General features: G+C 39.7%; 14 protein-coding genes. 5 read left to right on the top strand and 9 right to left on the bottom strand.

Translation table 11 applies throughout. The annotated features are described in order from the left end of the window. Window positions 1-54 precede the first annotated feature (54 nt). Window positions 55-663, top strand: a complete 609-nt coding sequence (locus MSBRM_RS07275; RefSeq protein WP_230669094.1) for a tetratricopeptide repeat protein — start codon at window positions 55-57, stop codon at window positions 661-663. Between the two features lie 52 nt (window positions 664-715). On the opposite strand, the gene MSBRM_RS07270 is transcribed toward MSBRM_RS07275, so the two are convergent. The 4 genes from MSBRM_RS07270 to MSBRM_RS07255 form a co-directional block, all read right to left on the bottom strand. Beyond that, entirely contained in the window at window positions 716-1,510 is a 795-nt protein-coding gene (locus tag MSBRM_RS07270) for an ATP-binding protein (protein WP_080943685.1), read from the bottom strand. A gap of 498 nt (window positions 1,511-2,008) precedes the next feature. Next, entirely contained in the window at window positions 2,009-3,475 is a 1,467-nt protein-coding gene (locus MSBRM_RS07265) for an asparagine synthetase B family protein (protein WP_048155190.1), read from the bottom strand. Between the two features lie 679 nt (window positions 3,476-4,154). Further along, on the bottom strand, window positions 4,155-5,117 hold the full coding sequence (locus MSBRM_RS07260; protein WP_048118379.1) for a hypothetical protein: 963 nt from the start codon (window positions 5,115-5,117) through the stop codon (window positions 4,155-4,157). A 501-nt stretch (window positions 5,118-5,618) separates the two neighbouring features. After that, window positions 5,619-6,755: an ABC transporter substrate-binding protein gene (locus MSBRM_RS07255; protein WP_048118382.1), complete on the bottom strand. Its 1,137-nt coding sequence runs from the start codon at window positions 6,753-6,755 to the stop codon at window positions 5,619-5,621. A 672-nt stretch (window positions 6,756-7,427) separates the two neighbouring features. Here MSBRM_RS07255 and MSBRM_RS07250 point away from each other — a divergent pair. The 4 genes from MSBRM_RS07250 to MSBRM_RS07235 all read left to right on the top strand — a co-directional run bounded on the left by MSBRM_RS07250 (window position 7,428) and on the right by MSBRM_RS07235 (window position 11,391). Continuing rightward, window positions 7,428-8,459: a FecCD family ABC transporter permease gene (locus tag MSBRM_RS07250; protein WP_048155187.1), complete on the top strand. Its 1,032-nt coding sequence runs from the start codon at window positions 7,428-7,430 to the stop codon at window positions 8,457-8,459. Continuing rightward, a complete protein-coding gene (locus MSBRM_RS07245; RefSeq protein WP_048155183.1) occupies window positions 8,456-9,262 on the top strand; it encodes an ABC transporter ATP-binding protein in 807 nt (268 codons plus the stop codon). The genes MSBRM_RS07250 and MSBRM_RS07245 overlap by 4 nt, the downstream gene beginning before the upstream one ends. 85 nt (window positions 9,263-9,347) lie before the next feature. Beyond that, entirely contained in the window at window positions 9,348-10,538 is a 1,191-nt protein-coding gene (locus MSBRM_RS07240) for a homocitrate synthase/isopropylmalate synthase family protein (protein ID WP_048118391.1), read from the top strand. Beyond that, on the top strand, window positions 10,531-11,391 hold the full coding sequence (locus MSBRM_RS07235; RefSeq protein ID WP_203397932.1) for a beta/alpha barrel domain-containing protein: 861 nt from the start codon (window positions 10,531-10,533) through the stop codon (window positions 11,389-11,391). Before MSBRM_RS07240 ends, MSBRM_RS07235 begins: the two co-directional genes overlap by 8 nt. 132 nt (window positions 11,392-11,523) lie before the next feature. Here the strand turns inward: MSBRM_RS07235 and MSBRM_RS07230 are convergent, their stop codons facing one another. From MSBRM_RS07230 to MSBRM_RS07210, 5 genes are all read right to left on the bottom strand, one after another. Continuing rightward, window positions 11,524-12,033: a LeuD/DmdB family oxidoreductase small subunit gene (locus MSBRM_RS07230; RefSeq protein ID WP_048118398.1), complete on the bottom strand. Its 510-nt coding sequence runs from the start codon at window positions 12,031-12,033 to the stop codon at window positions 11,524-11,526. A gap of 222 nt (window positions 12,034-12,255) precedes the next feature. Continuing rightward, window positions 12,256-13,395, bottom strand: a complete 1,140-nt coding sequence (locus tag MSBRM_RS07225) for an ABC transporter substrate-binding protein (RefSeq protein ID WP_048118401.1) — start codon at window positions 13,393-13,395, stop codon at window positions 12,256-12,258. Between the two features lie 137 nt (window positions 13,396-13,532). Next, on the bottom strand, window positions 13,533-13,982 hold the full coding sequence (locus tag MSBRM_RS07220) for a NifB/NifX family molybdenum-iron cluster-binding protein (RefSeq protein WP_048118404.1): 450 nt from the start codon (window positions 13,980-13,982) through the stop codon (window positions 13,533-13,535). 25 nt (window positions 13,983-14,007) lie between these two features. Next, a complete protein-coding gene (locus MSBRM_RS07215; RefSeq protein ID WP_048118407.1) occupies window positions 14,008-15,348 on the bottom strand; it encodes a nitrogenase component 1 in 1,341 nt (446 codons plus the stop codon). Then, window positions 15,333-16,862 carry a nitrogenase component 1 gene (locus MSBRM_RS07210; protein ID WP_048118409.1) on the bottom strand — a complete coding sequence of 510 codons (1,530 nt, stop codon included), beginning with the start codon at window positions 16,860-16,862 and terminating at the stop codon, window positions 15,333-15,335. Before MSBRM_RS07210 ends, MSBRM_RS07215 begins: the two co-directional genes overlap by 16 nt. Window positions 16,863-16,900: the final 38 nt, after the last annotated feature.

Below are 16,900 nucleotides of genomic sequence, written 5' to 3'. Positions count from 1 at the left end.
ATGCGTGAAATGTAAAAACGGCCAGGTGTGGCAAAAACCCGGAAGGAGTCCGGAATGAGCTTTCACTGGAAAAGCGAGGATTCCGATATGACAGAAGAAAATGTGAGTGAAAATATGAGTAAAGCAAAGCAAAAGGAGTTGCAAGCGGCAGAAAAAACCGAAGAACCAGAGGATCTCAAGCAGCTCCTTGTCAAAGCTGGCGAGGCTGGCAGTTACGAAGACAAACTCAGGCTGTATGATAAAGCCTTAACTCTGGACCCTTTATTTCTCGATGCCTGGATCCAGAAAGGTTTCGCTCTGGACAGGATGGGAAAATCAAAGGAAGCTCTTGACTGCTATGACAGGGCTCTTGAAATCGACCCTGAAAATCTGGGGATCAGGTGCCTCAAAGGTTTTGCCTTTAACAACCTGAGTGAATATGAAAAGTCGATCGAGTCTTATGATGAGGTTCTGAAAGTAAATCCTGACGATGTATTCTCGTTGTATCAGAAAGGTTTAGCTCTGGAAAGCCTTGGAAGATATGGAGAAGCCATGAAGTGTTATGACAACGCGCTTGATATCGATCCGACTGATGTTCTAATCAGAGAAAAAAAATTGAGGCTTCTGGAAGTTATTTATAAAAAAGGAACTTTAACTGACTCTCCAGACAGCGACTTCAATTGAATTAAGAATTTTTGAAATTTGAGATGAAAAATGCAGGGCCGGAAATCGGCCTTTACTTTTTGCTCTTGCTATCTTCATCTTCTATCTCGATCTTTTCAACGACTTCCATTAGTTTTTCCTTAATTTTTACTATAGCGTCAACAGCTTCGCCGCCTACGTCAATAGGAGCCCGTTTCTCCAGGTCGGCCTGCATTAACATGGTGTCAAAGGGAATTTCTCCAAGTACCTGGATGCCCATCTCTTCAAGTTTGTCATTAACTTTTCCTGAGCCTCCTTTATTAATTACGGCAGCAAGGTGTTTTATCCCTATTTCGGAAGACAGCTTTTTTATTCTCTCAGCCGTTTCAAGCGATCTTGCTCCGGGCTCAACTACAATGATCATGAGGTCCATTCCTCTTGTAGTGCCCCTTCCAAGATGTTCGATCCCTGCTTCCATATCAAGGATCACTGCACTCTTATCCTTGAGCATAAGGTGCCTGAGAAGAGCCCTCAGGAAAGCCGAGGCAGGACACATGCATCCACTTCCCCCGCGGTCTACGGTGCCCATAACAAGCATTCTGACTCCATCGGGTCCTATAACGCCATATTTGCTTGCAATATCATCGACTTTAGGGTTGTAGACGAAAGCTCCACCTGGGGCACCTGCCCTTTCCTGAATCAGGTCTTTGAATTCTGTCAGGGGCTTAGGGGGATTTTCGACCCCAAGCGAAGATGCCAGGTTCATATCCGGGTCTGCATCTATTGCCAGTACCTCGTATCCATCCCTTGCAAGCAGTCTGGCCAGAGTGCCTGAGAGAGTTGTTTTTCCAACGCCGCCTTTTCCGGTAATTGCTATTTTTATGAGGATTCCCCCTGAACATTAATTTATATTTAAATGTATTAGATCAACTATTAATTTAGCAGGATTATATGCACTTGAGAAACAAAATCAATTACGGCAAAGACTTTGGACTAAAGTCACGTTTTATACAGTTAATGGTCTACTACAGTTAGTGGTCTGATGCTGTTGATTTTTCAGTTCAACTGCGTAAGTCCTAGTTAGATTAATAGTTAATTCAGATTAACAATAGTGGTTTTCTAAGCAGGGGTATAGTCATCAAGCTGTTTATACTTGTTCATTTATCCCTGGCTTCATCCCGTTATTCCTTAGAGAGTATTATTTAAAGTCTTTTCGTTTTATAAGAGTTAAAAAGATATTTATTAAAGATTAAAGGACATTTTAAGGGATATAAATAACAAATTTTCCAGGGAAGGAATTAATTATCCTATTCAGTATCTTATTCAGTATCTTATTCAGTATCTTATTCAGTATCTTATCCAGTATCTTATTCAGTAGGGAACTCTTTTACCTGAATATGAAATCAAACCCCTCGTTTGCAGCAACCTGTTTTAGATACTTCTCTATATGGTTTCCTTCCCTTTTTGAAAATCCTGCCTCGCGGGCAAGCCTGTCGAGTACCTTTTGAACTCCTGTCCCATACTGGATTGCTTTCTTTTCTTTCCAGAGAAGTTCCGATGGAAGCAGGCCGTCTGCGGCTTTTCTCAGGATATATTTTCTTATATACAGGCTATCTCTTTTAAGGACTTTAAGTTCAGGACTGATTGAAAGCCCTGTTTTTATTACCTCCTGATCCAGAAAAGGCACCCTGAGCTCCACGGAGTTGGCCATGGTAACCATGTCGTCCCTCTCAAGGTTTATAGTTGAAATGTTTTTAAGGTCTGAGTAGATAGCTCTGTCAAGCATCTCGGGTCCCTGTTCAAGTAGGCCCTCATGCCTGCTATAACCTCCAAAAAGTTCGTCTGCACCCTGACCTGTGAGAAGGACTCGTTTTCCGTCTCCTTTTGCAGTTTTCGCTACAAAATAGAGTGGAAGCCCAATTGCAATTTTCATAGGGTCCGTCGATTCCGTTGAATAGATCACATCCGGGATTCCAGCTTCTATTTCTTCGGGAGAAAGGAGATGGGTCTTGAGGGAATCTTCCATGCCAGCAATTCCAGCTGCACGCTGAGCCTGGGCAAGGTCATGGGAATCAGGAAGCCCAACGGCATAAAGGGAAATTGAGGGATCAATGTTTTTGGCAAGGGCAGCTAAAAAGGTACTGTCAATACCTCCTGAAAACGCAATTCCTGAAGTTTTTGTAAGCCTTATCTCGATAGCTTTTTCAAGGGCTGCCCTCAGGCTGGAAGCAGCTTCGTGCTCTTCTGAGATTCTTTCTTGCGGAGGCTCAATTGTAAGGGATTTTTCTTCAAGCCTTCCATTTCTGATATCGAAAGACATGACTCTGCCAGGTGGAAAAGGTTTTATCTGGTTTCTCTGGCTGTAAAAAGCTTTTTTTTCGGAAGCAAAAGCGAGTTTAGGTATTTCCACTCCTTTTTCCAGGGAATAAAAAAGAGGCTTGACTCCTACAGTATCTCTGGCCAATACAAGTTCGTTATCCAGGGCATAGGCCAGAGCGTAATCTCCATTAACTCTGGAAAGTACGGAAAAAATCGCATTTGTAGGCGTTTCTCCTTCCTTTATCTTTGTTTCTATGAGGGCAAAAAGCACTTCAGTGTCTGAATCGGTTTTTATACCCTGTTCGGCTGCAAGTTCCCTGAAATTAAAAATTTCTCCATTGAGTACCAGAGCCCCTTTTCCAACCAGAGGCTGGAGCATGTCGCCTGTGATTTTAAGCAGGGTATTTCCTATACTCAGTCCTTTGGCCTGATAGGTTCCGCAAGCATCGGGACCTCTATGTCCAAGGGCTGCAAGCATTTTTTTTACTTCTTCATTTGTATCAGGAGTTCCTGCTGCTCCTGCTATTCCGCACATGTTTACTCCTTTTTTTCGTTATCTTCGGTGTATACACGCACTCTATCTCTATTTATCATTTTTCCATTTAAAAATATACCAAATCCGGAATGGTAAAAACTGTGAATTTAAGAGAATTAAAAATAGCAAATCCAAGAATAGGTAGAATTACTGATTTAAGAACAGTTGAAATTACTGATTCAAGAATAGTTAGGGTTGCAATTTAAAAAATAAAGGCTCGTTTTTTTTTAAATTTTTAGGTTCTGGCCTTTGTCGCAACCTCATCTGGAGATTCTTCCCTTACGACTTCTATTGCATATATAGGGATATCCTTTCAGGGCGGCAAAAGGGTTTACTACGCTTTTTTCATTCCCTATTCAGATTGAGTTTGCGCAGTAAATACAGCAGCAACGAGTAAGATATAAGTTATTTTCAGGTTTGTAGGCTCTGCAGCAGTTACTTCCTCGCAGGACTCCATATTGCAGAGGACAACTGTCTTGTAAGGTGCAATTCCTATTCAAAGCTGTATTGGTTGTGTTTCTGGCTGTTCAGCTCATTGAAATTCAGAATTTCATATCTTTTAACATTTGCCCTGCCTTGTATACTATTAATACTTTCTACAGAGCTTGTTTATCTACTCCAAAGTACTGGTCTAAATGGACTGAAAGTGTTTTGGAGCAAGCTCAACTATAAACATCGGTTACATACAACCCTGACAACTGGAACAGTCGTCGCATGATTTTGTTTCCATATAGTTACCACGCATGATTAAGAACGTACATTCAGCTATCTTGTAGCTGGCTGTTTTGGCGTCATCATTGTAGTCGTTTGCTCTGGCATCACCAATGCTTACTGTATCATCATCAAAGATCAATTTAATCGGCACTTTTTCAAATTCAGTTGTCAAACCCGGCCTTAACGTTGGGAATATTAGTTCTTTTTCACCGGTTTTTTTCCGGACTGTAATGATGTCGAAAGTAATGAGAGAAATTAATTTACCTCTTTCGTCAAAACACACGGAGTTTTTATCCGCATCGATACCAAGTGCATCCGCATCGTATGCATTTATTGAACCAATGGGGGTTTCAATCGGGAACGGCTCTGCAGGTTCTACTGATTCTATGCTCCCATCTTCAAAAAGCTTAAATCCTATTCTAACTGGCATTTTTCCTGCAGGTGTGTCAATTATGATTCGTTCATTCGGCCACAAAATCAGGCTTCTGACTCTTCCGTCCGGATAAAACCGTAAACCTATTATTTTTGCATAAAATTCCCCAAACGGGAATGAAAAATGGAATTTTTGTGCAAGTTCGCCTTCTTCTTCCTCTGACCAGAAACCACTGATCTGGCCGTTTAGAGGGAACAAACTATTGATTGATCCATCCTCAAAAAAAGTGACCAGTTCTGCCGGAAATGTTCCTATTGGTGTGCTTATTTCAGTCTGCTGCTCTAATGAGATATTTTTAACTTTTCCACTTTTGTAGAAAGACAATACTGCTAGCTGCTTTCTTCGAAATCCTAGATCACCATATTGTGGAACAAGATCTCCGTACCTTGTGTGAATTAAATTATACTCTTCAAGCTTACAGTCCTTCAGTTCGCCGCTATCATATGTGGTAAAGCTCGTTATTCCTTTGAGTCCACTTGTTTCAACAGCTAACATTATTTATCATCCTGGGTTAAAAACGAATCAAGTTCTTAGCTTTACATCTTTGAGGAGTCTATCCCAAAACTTACGATTTACTTCTTTGGATACTACTTTTAAATTTCATACCACAATTAATATGTGAGATGTTCTCTCTAATATAACAAAAAGTATATTTAACTAATACAGAAATCAATTACCTATTATTTAGTATATATAGTTATTTATTAAACTAATCTTTCAAGTTTTCAGTTGAAATATCTTATTCACAAGGAAACTATGAAAATCAGTCGCAAAAAAAAGATAAAGGCAGAATCAAAAATCAAAGTTGTGCTGGTGCACCTCGCTGCAAGCAGGCTGTCTGACAATTACCTCTGGTAATTATTGAATTCCTTCTTTTTTGATTTAAAGGCCTTATTTGCTTTCTTTTTAGCATGTTTTTATTACTTCAATAATTATCGGACAGCCTACAAGCTAGCGGAGTATTCGAATGAAATTAATTTGTCTGACTGATTTTTATTAATTTGTCTGACTGATTTGATCATTAGTCACGTTATTATCAAGATATACTTTTGAATAAAATGTTTTTACCTCTTTGTCCAGGTCAATTTTTACTTTATCCGGATAAAGCACTTTCGCGGTCCACAAAAGTCCCATCAGTGATTGTGTCCGGTCAAGCATCTCGTATTTTGTAGATGCGTAAACGCGCTTATTCTTTACGGCAGCAATATCTTTCCAGGCGTCTTTCGAGAGAATTTCATCACGACCTTTCGCAGTTTTAGTAATAATAACGTCTGGATTCCACTGATAGATTTGTTCCAGTGAGACCTGGATTTCTTCACTTGTATTGGCCGATTCCATTTGCGGATTTGCTTCCATGAAGCTTATGCCTCCCGCCAAACTGATGATAGACGCCATAATGGTTCTGGACCCAACTGTCTTGGTGACATCTGGTTGCGCATAATATACTTTGAGCTTATCACTGTCATTAATTTTCGAGGTTTGATTGGTAACCTTTTTGATGGTTTCATCCCAGTAATCCCCAAGCTCGTTTCCCTCTTTTTCATTTCCAACAATTTTACCGATAAATCTCCATGAATCTGCAATCTCTTCAAGTGTATCTTTTGACGCAGCAACGAATGGAATGCCAACTTTTTTTTGTTCGGATTCGATTTTCGTATCCTTTGTTAACGTTATTACTACTTGTGGACTGACTGCTAAAAGATCTTCCACATTCATGTCACTGTGGAATTCTCCATTAATCGGAAGAGCCAGCAGCCTCTTTTCTTCGTTATCTGACATAAATTCTAGTCGTTCAGTAAACTGCTTGTCCGCGCTCACAAGCTTTTCCGGCGCCAGTCTCCAGACCATTTGGCACGGTATCGGATGTAACACTGAAATCCTAGTAATATCAGCAGGCAATGTAATATTTCTGCCTGCTAAATCGGTAATTACCCGAGTACCTGACAGTGCAGTGTCCGACATTGTTGTTTCTTGCTCAATATTTGTTGCAGCAGTTATCTCAGTTTTGGGATTTGATGTCGTATCCATAACATCGTTTGTTTTCTGTGAACATCCACTTACAAGAAGTATGGATAGTGTTATTAACAGACACAGCACGATAAACAAACTTAATTGCCTTTTTGTTGTTCTCATCTTGATAGCCCTTCATTATTTTTTGAGTCCATCCCAAAACCTACGATTTTACTTCTTTGGATACTACTTTAAAATTTTATACTACAGTTGATATGTGATATGTACCCTTAGACATAACAAATATTATATTTAATTAATACAGAAATCAATTACCGATTATCTTATATATATAGTTATTTCATAAATTGACCTTTCAAGTTTTCAGTTGAAATATGTTATTCAAAAGGAAGGTATGAATAAATCACAAAAAAGAAATGGCTGCAGGGATCAAAAGCAAAAAAGAGATAGCGACCGGATTAAAAAAGAACATACCTTTCCAACTGAGGTGCTTCTATTAACTCTTTTTTATTCGCACGAAGGCACGGTAAGAAAGCGAGTTTGTAGTAAATTATTTATATTATTGTATAGGAAATTGATTACTGGTATTTTAACATATATAATTTGTTATGTTTAATTGAACATAACGCCTAAGAAAAGTTCAAAGAAATTCAAATTGAGAAATAAACAGTACAGGAGAAATTAAAATAGAACACACAAAATTCACATAGTCAAACAGAAAACCAGTAGTTGAAGCCTCAAACTAACTACAATTTGAACTCAATGAGCGAGCTTGAAAAAGATACTCCGAAAGAAACCACGGATAATTTGTAAACGTTTGGTGTGGAAAGAATAATGAACAGGCGAATAAACAGGGAAACCATTAGAAATATATCTTTAACAACCACATTGATTTTACTCCCAATACTTTTGTTTTTTGGATCTTTTATGATTGGCAGATATCCAGTATCTCCTATGGAAGTAATACTGGCTATAGTGTCGGTTTTTGCGCCTATCACTACAAATTTGGATTCAACCATTTATACAGTAGTTTGGGATATACGTCTGCCACGTATAATATCTGCGATGATTGTAGGTGCTGCCCTCTCAATCTCAGGGGCTGCTTTTCAGGGAACTTTCCAGAACCCGCTGGTCTCTCCAGATATACTGGGTGTCTCATCAGGTGCAGGTTTCGGAGCTGCAATAGCTATTTTGTTCAGTTTTTCCGCAGTAATGATTCAGGCTACAGCCTTTTTATTCGGCCTCGTTGCAGTTATCCTCACTTACTCTCTCAGCAAAAAGCTTAGGGGCAATACTATTTTGGTGATGGTACTGGGAGGGATAGCTATCGCAGCACTCTTTTCTGCTCTCATTTCGTGTATCAAATACCTTGCAGATCCTGACAGCAAACTGCCAGAAATAGTATACTGGCTTATGGGGAGCCTCTCTGCAGTTAACAGTAACAGTGTCTTGATGATAATAGGGCCTGCTCTGATCGGATTTACAGCACTACTGCTTATTGGATGGAGAATTAACGTTCTTTCAATGGGGGATGATGAAGCGCGTTCAATGGGCGTAAACACAGAAAAAATGAGGCTGCTGGTAATTTTTTGCTGTACGTTCTTAACAGCCTCCGCTGTAAGCATAAGTGGTATCATCGGCTGGGTGGGCCTTGTAATACCTCACGCAGCCAGGATGATCGTAGGCCCGGATCACAGAAAGCTTTTGCCTGCAAGCATTTCACTGGGGGCTACTTTCCTTCTGCTGGTTGATGATGTGTGCAGAACAGCCACATCCATTGAAATTCCTCTGGGAATACTAACAGCCATAATAGGAGCACCAGTTTTCATATACTTACTCCAGAAAGGCTACGAGGGATGGTCATGAGCAATATTATGGATATTAGGGATGCAGAGTTCTCTTACAACAGAAAGAAAAACGTCTTCAAAAACGTAAACCTCTCAGTTGAGAAGGGGGACGTCCTATGTATTCTGGGGCCTAACGGGACCGGAAAATCGACTTTAATCAAATGTATGAACAGCTTGCTTAAACTGAAAAGCGGCGAGATATTACTGAAAAATAAGAGTATTTACTCAATGAAAGAAACTGAACTTGCAAAAATCATCGGATATATCCCGCAATCAAATAGTTCAATTTTTGCGTTTTCAGTTCTCGATATAGTTCTGATGGGCAGAACTCCACATTTGAGTTTAACATCTGTTCCCGGAACGAAAGATTATAAAATTGCTGAAGAGGCTCTGGAAAGGCTTGGAATCTTGCATCTAAAGAATAAAACCTACACTGAGATCAGTGGTGGTGAAAGACAGCTTGTTTTAATGGCAAGAGCAATAGCTCAACAGCCCGAAATCCTTCTCCTCGACGAACCAACATCCCATCTGGATTTTGGGAACCAGATACGAACGCTCAAAGTCATAAAGGAATTATCTAAAACTGGGCTATCGGTTGTAATGACTTCACATTTTCCAGACCACGCCTTTTTATCCTGTAATAAGGTAGCTATCATGAATCAGGGCACAATTATGGAAACAGGAAAACCGGAAATTGTTGTCACTGAACATAATATGAAACAGGTCTATGGAATTGATGTTAGAATTATAGATGTAGATGAGCATAGAAGAGCATGTATTCCTATGCAAATACAACAACATGTGGATGCAGGATTTTCCTGACTTTTGAAAGATTACAGTTTCTTATTCACTCACTTGATCAAATACATCAATCCAGGTTAAATTACATATCGGGAAAGGAATTGAATTGAAGGAAAACAATAAAATTTCAATTGTGGATTATACAATAAACGAGATACTACGCCTTGGATTTAATGATCCTGCCGATTTTAAGTTTATTCTGTCTGTTTTAAAGAAGTATTCACTGGACGTGGCAGATGTTTCTTTGAGCAGTTTAGAGACAAACGTGGTCAAATTAAAGACAAGTATGGTTAAATTAGATAAAAAAATGGTTAAATTTAAGACCGATGACCTTTTGGAAAATTTAAGATGTAGAGTGGAATGTTCAGAGCAAGAGGTATACAAGGCGAAAAAGCTCGGGTTTTCAAAAATAGTAATCAATATTTCTCTGGATCCATTTGCCTCCATACACGATAAACTTAAACTAACTGAACATGTACTGCAAACAGTTTGTAGTAATAATCAGGAAATTTATCTAAGTATTGATAATGCACTGGAATTCCCAGTAGAAGAAGTAAATATAGTAGATATATTAGATCCCTTCATTGCTGAGTACGAGATAAAAAGGTTGATACTGGGCGATGTAAACGGGAAAATGGACCCTTTCACTACTTATAATAAACTTAATCTTTTCACGGATATGGCTCAATGTCCTGTTGAATACATGGGATGCAATAATTATGGTATGGCTACTGCCAATACGCTTTCAGCATTACGGGCAGGCGTTGAGTATGTCGCAACGGCAGTTAGCGGTATTGGGATTCCAGGAGTAGCAGCCATGGAAGAAGTCTTAATGGCAGCAAGGCATTTGTGGAAAAATGAACAGGTACCTAATGGTTATACTATTGCAGCAGATTGTGAGAACATTTTACACAGGGCTGGCATTATATTGCCCGGAGAAAAAGCCATTATAGGAAAAAATGTATTCGCACACGAATCCGGTATCCATGTTGACGGTATTATCAAAAATCCAAATTTATATGAAGCGATCAAGCCTGAAGAAGTTGGTCTAAGCAGGTTTTTAGTGATAGGAAAACACTCAGGAACAGCATCCTTAACACAAAAATTTCGACAACTGGATCTGTCTCTTAGTCCGCAGGAAGCAGCTACACTGCTTGATAAAGTAAGGCATACAGCGGTTCTGCAAAAAAAACCGGTGACAGATGCTCAGCTTAAAACTCTTTATAATTTACATATGGAAGCGATAAAAGAATCTAATGTCCACTTATCAATTAAAGGAGAAATCTCCTGTGATTAGAAATGAAGGCTTTGAAATCATTGACACCACATTGCGTGATGGGGAACAATCTGCAGGTGTTGTGTTTTCGGTTGAAGAAAGAATGAATATAATTTTGGCTTTAGATAAAGCAAAAGTGAAATGGATTGAAGCTGGCATTCCTGCTATGGGAAAACAGGAATGTGAAGACCTGAAACTAATGCTCAACCTGCCGATAAAATCGAACCTTATTGCATGGAACAGAGCAAATTTAGAAGATTTAAAGGCGTCTATTGATTGCGGATTTAAATTTGTTCATGTGTCTTTGCCGGTATCCGATCTGCATATTGAACATAAACTCCAAAAAAGCCGAACCTGGGTGCTGGACCAATTGAAAAAATGCATGGAATATCTCCAAAACTACGGGGTAACGATTATTATAGGAGCTGAAGATGCCTCAAGGGCAGATCCAGAATTTTTTCTTCAATATGCAGATATTGCAGCTTCTTACGGTGCAATAAGAATCCGATATTCGGATACCGTAGGATGCCTGGACCATTTTACAACATATCGCAAAATAAAAGAAATTGCAGATCATAACCCTCTTCCTGTTGAAATTCATGCGCATAATGATTTCGGCCTGGCCGTAGCAAATACCCTGGCAGCATATAAAGCGGGAGCAAAGTTTGCAAGTGTAACAGTAACAGGGCTAGGGGAACGTGCTGGAAATGCCTCAATGGAAGAGACAGCATTTTCATTAAAACGTTTTTACAACTACGATTGTGGAATTGAGCTTGAAGCTTTGCCGTTTCTGGCTGAAATGGTCTCAAGAGCAAGTGAAAGGACATTGTTCCCATATAAGCCAGTAGTTGGGTCTTTGGTGTCTAATCTTTAAGGCATACTATTTATTTTAGGCACAATATGATCTGCTTTAGGTACAATAGGATGTATTTTAGGCACAATATGATCTGTTTTAGGTACAATAGGATATAGAGTCTTTCGATTAACTCATACATTTTTCTTTAAATTAACCTGGTATAATTGTTTTGTTTTTCTTTCTCTGGAGTTTTTTTCTATGAGCTACAAGTCCACCATCGTTGAGTATCTCAAGAAGGAAATCCGGCAGTTTATTTCCCCTGAATGTGTCTTTGTCTGAGACTATAACTTCACCTTTGGCCAGATCAACTTTAACTTTATCTCCTTCCTGGCATTCAATATCAACTTCTATGAGAGGTAGCCCGATATTGATTGCATTTCTGAAAAAGATCCTTGCAAAAGACTTTGCTATAACACATGACACTCCTGCATATTTCAAGGCAAGAGGAGCCTGCTCTCTTGAAGACCCACAGCCGAAGTTAGTGCCTGCAACAATGATATCTCCAAACCTGAACTTTTTTGTGAATTCCGGGTCAATTCCCTCCATTGCATGAGCTGCAAAGATCTGTATATCTTTGCTCCGCAAATACTTACCCGGGATTATTTCATCAGTATTAATGTTGTTTCCGTATTTCCAGACCCGGCCTATAATCAGACTCATAGTCACACCTCACCTGAAAAGTAATTTTAGTTAATGTTTCAATAATTTAGTAGCTGTTCACTTATTTACTGTAGCTGTCCACTTATTTACTGTAGCTGTCCACTTGTTTACTTATTCTGAGATCTTGAACACAAAGCTAAAGGCTAAGTTGTTTAATGTATCTCAGCCTTGCAAAACAACTTGATACCCCTAAAAAACCAAAGTTTACACTAAAGTTTCTGATTAATCTGGAGCCTGTGCATTCAAAATTTTTTGAACATCCTCATCTGTAAGCTCGTAATCAAAAAAGGTCTTGTAGAACCACTTTGTTTCATTGTTTATATCAATGGATTGAAACGTATCCGGATTGATGGTTTTTGCAGCCCATTGAATCTGAAGAGCTTGTTCTGCTCCGGCTCGACTCCATATGAACGCTCCTTCTGGATTTACAAACACATTGTTATTTTGAACTGCTTTAACCTTCTTCCAGGACTCGCTATTCATTATCTTCTCTTTTTCTTCAGATTTGGCATTCACACTAAGAATAATCATATCAGGATTCCACTTCAAGATTTGTTCCATTGAAACTTCCTGCATAATACCACCTTTTACTTCTTCAGCAGCATTGATGCCTCCTGCAGCTTCAATCCAATCACTGATGATATTTCCGCCACCATCTACGCACAAAGGTGACAGTGATACGAGATGGAGAACTTTTGGCCTTTCGTCGTAAGGTATTCTGGATGAAATATTTCTTACCAATTCTAATTTGCTATCCAGATATGCATTATATTTCTGTGAACGTTCTAAAGCCTCTTCGTCTCCCAAAGCATTCGCAGTATCTGAAAAACATTTTTTCATAGAATCAAAATCTGTAAAACTTACCTCTACAACAGGGACTCCAAGAGCGGATACTTTCTCGATATTTTTATCTCTGCTTGGCATGAAAACAACATCTGGCTTGGTAGCAAGCAAAGCTTCCACATCATATGTTGGGCTGAGTGTTACAGCATTATAATAGGCCGGGCAAACTTTATACGCCCATGGTCTTTTTTTGGAGCTGAACATAGTTGCAACAAGCCTGTCATCAGCTCCAAGCATAGCCAGCACTTCATTATGTCCCATCCAGGTATCTGCAACTCTTTCCACTTTTATAGGAACTGCTACTTGTCTGCCTGCCGAATCAGTAACAATTCTAGTTTCCCCACTTTTATCGTTTGAAGTGGATACGTTTGTCGCATTTTCCACATTTTTATCGTTTGAAGTGGATACCTCTGTAGTATTATCCTGTGCCACCTGACTGATTTTTTCTCCCGTACAGCCGGTGAAAACTAATACTGCCGTGATTGCAACAAATAGAATAACTATTGTTTTATTGTTCATCCAGGTACCTCTTTTTATTTTTAGAATACAGCAATAATTTTCCAGTCAAATATTAGTGGCAAAGGTACTCTTGACATAGCATCTGCTATCATCAAAAAGATACTTCTTAATATATGGCAGCTTATTACTGTCTGGAATCAGGAAAAATTATTGATTTTAAATAATGCTGTAGAATGTGGGCTAATTTTTTTCATTTGTTTTTGCTTCCTCATGGTTTGCAAATATTTCAATCCCCTCTCAACGGTGTAACAATATTCAATGCACTCGATTCCAAGTTCCCCAAGCTTTTTTTGTGCACCCAGGCCTATTTTCATAGAAAGTACAGCATCACAATCAGAGATAGTTACTATTGCTTCTTTTTTTCCATGAGATTGCTTGTTAAGCTCGTGACCTCCATTGCAGTACTTCTTTGTCGAGCGAGTCTCAAGAAACTTATAATCTTCACCATTAATCTCAAAAATCATAAAATCTGTTGTTTGCCCAAAGTGCTGGTCAACAAGTTTTCCACCCTTTGAAGTAACTGCCACCTTGAATTTTTCAGAGCTCTGTTTTTCTACCTCATTTAAAGTTGTACATTCAGTGTCCATATTACAAGCTCCATTTTTTAGCTAGTTACGAATACTCTTCCCAGTTAATGTGCTTTGAACGCAGAGCTCTTTCCCAGTCGTTTGCAACATTTTCCAAAAAGTTCAACATGCCTTCGTATCCGAAATATGCCCTGTTCAAGTAATTCTGTCGGTTTGTCGGGCTAAATACATCAAACACAAACTTTATCCCCAGTTCTTCAGCCAGATAATACTCCCACGAAGAGCCAAATACAGCATCTACACAGCTTTCCATCAAGGATTGTTTTATCTGATATCCATCCGCCGAAAAGACAACCTTTGGAGTAATTCCCATATCGTTAAGCTCATTTTCCAGCAACAACTGGGAGTCAGAAACAGGCGATCTGAACAGCAACAGTTCCGGAATCATCTCCAGCTCTTCAAATAACATTCTGGTCAGGCCTATTCCCATAGTCGCATCTGCAGAAACGGCTACTCTGCAGTTACGGTACCTAGGAATCATCATCAGTCCTCTGCGTCTCAGAACGTCAATGGCCATATATTCTCCGTCTTTTATTATTGCCTCAACCTTTTCTTCGACGCCAAAGTAATTTCCCACTGCACGAAGCCATCTTGCAGTATTTTTAAGTCCTATTGGGAGTGGAATATCCGATAGTATAAGTGGTATACCATGTACTTCCTGCATTTTTACCCCAAACTTATACCCCGCATCGTGACTGAGAAGTATATTTGCCGATGCTAGCCCAGCATTATCCAGTTCTTCCAGAGACGTATCGTGAGGAAGTACAGCCTGAACTTTAATTCCTACTTTTTCAAGGGTTTCACGTACCCATTTCAAGTCTGCCCACCAGGTAGGGTTCAGGTTTGCCTGAGGCGCTATTAGGTTTACACTATCTGGAATTTTTTCTTTCTGTTTTTTTATAAAGGGAAATAATGCATTCAGTCCCAGTTCAATGCCATCATAGAGGTTTCCTCTAAATCCTCCTGCCATCAAGGGAATAAGCTTCGCATTAATTTGTGGCTGGATATTTCGGCATAAGCCTTCAATATCCTCACCAATGATATCAGCTGCACATGTACCAACTACGAATATCGCCTTAGTTTTAAATTTCGAGTCGGCTTCTTCGATTAAGTTTTTCAGCTTGCTTGAAGCGCCCATAACCACATCAGTTTCAAAAAGCCTGGTGCATGCAACTTTTCTTTTCGTAAAATCAATTTCATGGACGTCATAAGCTGCCGAAACCGTTGAAGAGCAGCCTTGCGGGGAATGTATGACAATGCTAATGTCTTTTATGCCAGCCAGCACTCCGGTGGCACCTTCAAGAGCACATCCGACCATAGGGTCTTTGCTATGGTTGCAGTTATCGAATTTTAACTCATCATACATTTGCCTCTCTCCCTTCCTGCATAAACCGTGCAATCCGGCAAATCCTGAGCCAGTTTCGGTGTAAGGGACTGGGCTGAACATAGCCCGGAGTCTTCAGGGAATACCATTTTTTTCGTAACCCAGCTGCGCGGTCTGAAAGAATACTCAAGAGCAGTGCAGATGCATTTAGCTACCTTTAAGGCTCCTCTATATCCAAATCTAGGGCGGTTCAATATGGCATTTAAATCAACTACTGGAATATTCGGAAAGCTCATTGATGACCCAAAATACACGGTTGTCTCAGGATTCAGATCTCCCAGATATTCCATAAGCTCATTTTCAGTCTGAACCATTGCCTCATATTTTCCAAAGGCAAGCGTACCTTTTGTGATCAGTATTTCCGGATCAAGCCCGGTCTCTAAGAGGTAATCAATACTTGTTTCTCTTGCCTGCGTACTCCATGGATGAAAATTGTATATTACTGCCCTCATACCAAAATCGCGTTCAAGCATATGAGCAATTGACAGAGACTTTATCGCATCATGTCCTTCAACAATTGCCATTTTGCCTGCAAGGTATTTTTTTGCCTCTTCAAACTCGATGCGGATGGCTTCATATTCTCTTTTGATTAATTTTTCAGCTTCATTTTCCATGTGTAAATGCTTTGCTGCTTCTCTCAGCCACCTCTCAGTTGCGCTTATACCATAAGGAAGGATAGTGGAGTTCAAGGGAGTATCAAATTGGTCTAGCATCTCTCTTCCTATCGCATATCCCAGATCAAGGCAAAGGGTACAATTTACCGCCACACTGGGAGCCTGTTTTATTTCTTCCAGTGAACAATTGCCTGCTATCACGGCATTTACATTTGCACCCATACTTTCTATTAACCGCCTCAATTCTTTAACATCAGTTTCAATCTCCGTCCTCTCAGGACCCATTTTGCCCCCTACGATGTTGACGGAGTTAGCAAGCTTTGATCTGCTTTCCGAATCAGGCTTATCCATAAGCTGAACAATCTGCCTGAAAACCAGGTCAAACCCACTCCTGTATTCTCCAGCAAAGCCTTCGCAGTGAATGGCCATGATTTCGGCATTAATTTTGGGCTTGATTTTATTTACTATGGCATCTACATAATCCCCAATTATTCCGGTGGCACAGCTTGTTGCTACGAAAATAACGTCAGGCTTATACTTTTTGTCCACCTCCAGTATGGCGCCTTTTAGTTCCTTTTCGCCACCGTATACAATGGCTTTCTCGTCTATATTTGTAGTAATTATGGACTCATATGGAGAACCACTGTTTCTACAATTTGTGAGCTTGTAAGCCTGTTTTACTCCAAATGCGCAGCCACTGGGACCATGAGCAATGACAACAGTATTTTTAATGCCACTCAGGATTTTCATTGCCGTCCAGAATTTACAGGGACGGGTATGGCTGCCCTGGAGTTTAGTTTCAATTTTCCCTTCTTTTGCTAATTGATAAAGTTCGCTTAAATGCCCAAAAAACACTACACTTTCGTTAGCAATGCCGACCATATTCCCCTCTATTTTCTAGTTTGTGAAATTGGTTTCAA

Source organism: Methanosarcina barkeri MS, assembly GCF_000970025.1.
Lineage (GTDB): Archaea > Halobacteriota > Methanosarcinia > Methanosarcinales > Methanosarcinaceae > Methanosarcina > Methanosarcina barkeri.
The sequence above is the reverse complement of the archived record's forward strand: the minus strand, read 5'-3'. Positions and strand labels throughout refer to the sequence as shown.

Excerpts from the sequence above, each read along its gene's own strand:
- MSBRM_RS07215 (WP_048118407.1), bottom strand. The coding sequence starts at position 15,348 with ATGTATGATGAGTTAAAATTCGATAACTGCAACCATAGCAAAGACCCT.
- MSBRM_RS07210 (WP_048118409.1), bottom strand. The coding sequence starts at position 16,862 with ATGGTCGGCATTGCTAACGAAAGTGTAGTGTTTTTTGGGCATTTAAGC.
- MSBRM_RS07245 (WP_048155183.1), top strand. The coding sequence starts at position 8,456 with ATGAGCAATATTATGGATATTAGGGATGCAGAGTTCTCTTACAACAGA.
- MSBRM_RS07250 (WP_048155187.1), top strand. The coding sequence starts at position 7,428 with ATGAACAGGCGAATAAACAGGGAAACCATTAGAAATATATCTTTAACA.
- MSBRM_RS07275 (WP_230669094.1), top strand. The coding sequence starts at position 55 with ATGAGCTTTCACTGGAAAAGCGAGGATTCCGATATGACAGAAGAAAAT.
- MSBRM_RS07260 (WP_048118379.1), bottom strand. The coding sequence starts at position 5,117 with ATGTTAGCTGTTGAAACAAGTGGACTCAAAGGAATAACGAGCTTTACC.
- MSBRM_RS07265 (WP_048155190.1), bottom strand. The coding sequence starts at position 3,475 with ATGTGCGGAATAGCAGGAGCAGCAGGAACTCCTGATACAAATGAAGAA.
- MSBRM_RS07225 (WP_048118401.1), bottom strand. The coding sequence starts at position 13,395 with ATGAACAATAAAACAATAGTTATTCTATTTGTTGCAATCACGGCAGTA.
- MSBRM_RS07220 (WP_048118404.1), bottom strand. The coding sequence starts at position 13,982 with ATGGACACTGAATGTACAACTTTAAATGAGGTAGAAAAACAGAGCTCT.
- MSBRM_RS07255 (WP_048118382.1), bottom strand. The coding sequence starts at position 6,755 with ATGAGAACAACAAAAAGGCAATTAAGTTTGTTTATCGTGCTGTGTCTG.
- MSBRM_RS07230 (WP_048118398.1), bottom strand. The coding sequence starts at position 12,033 with ATGAGTCTGATTATAGGCCGGGTCTGGAAATACGGAAACAACATTAAT.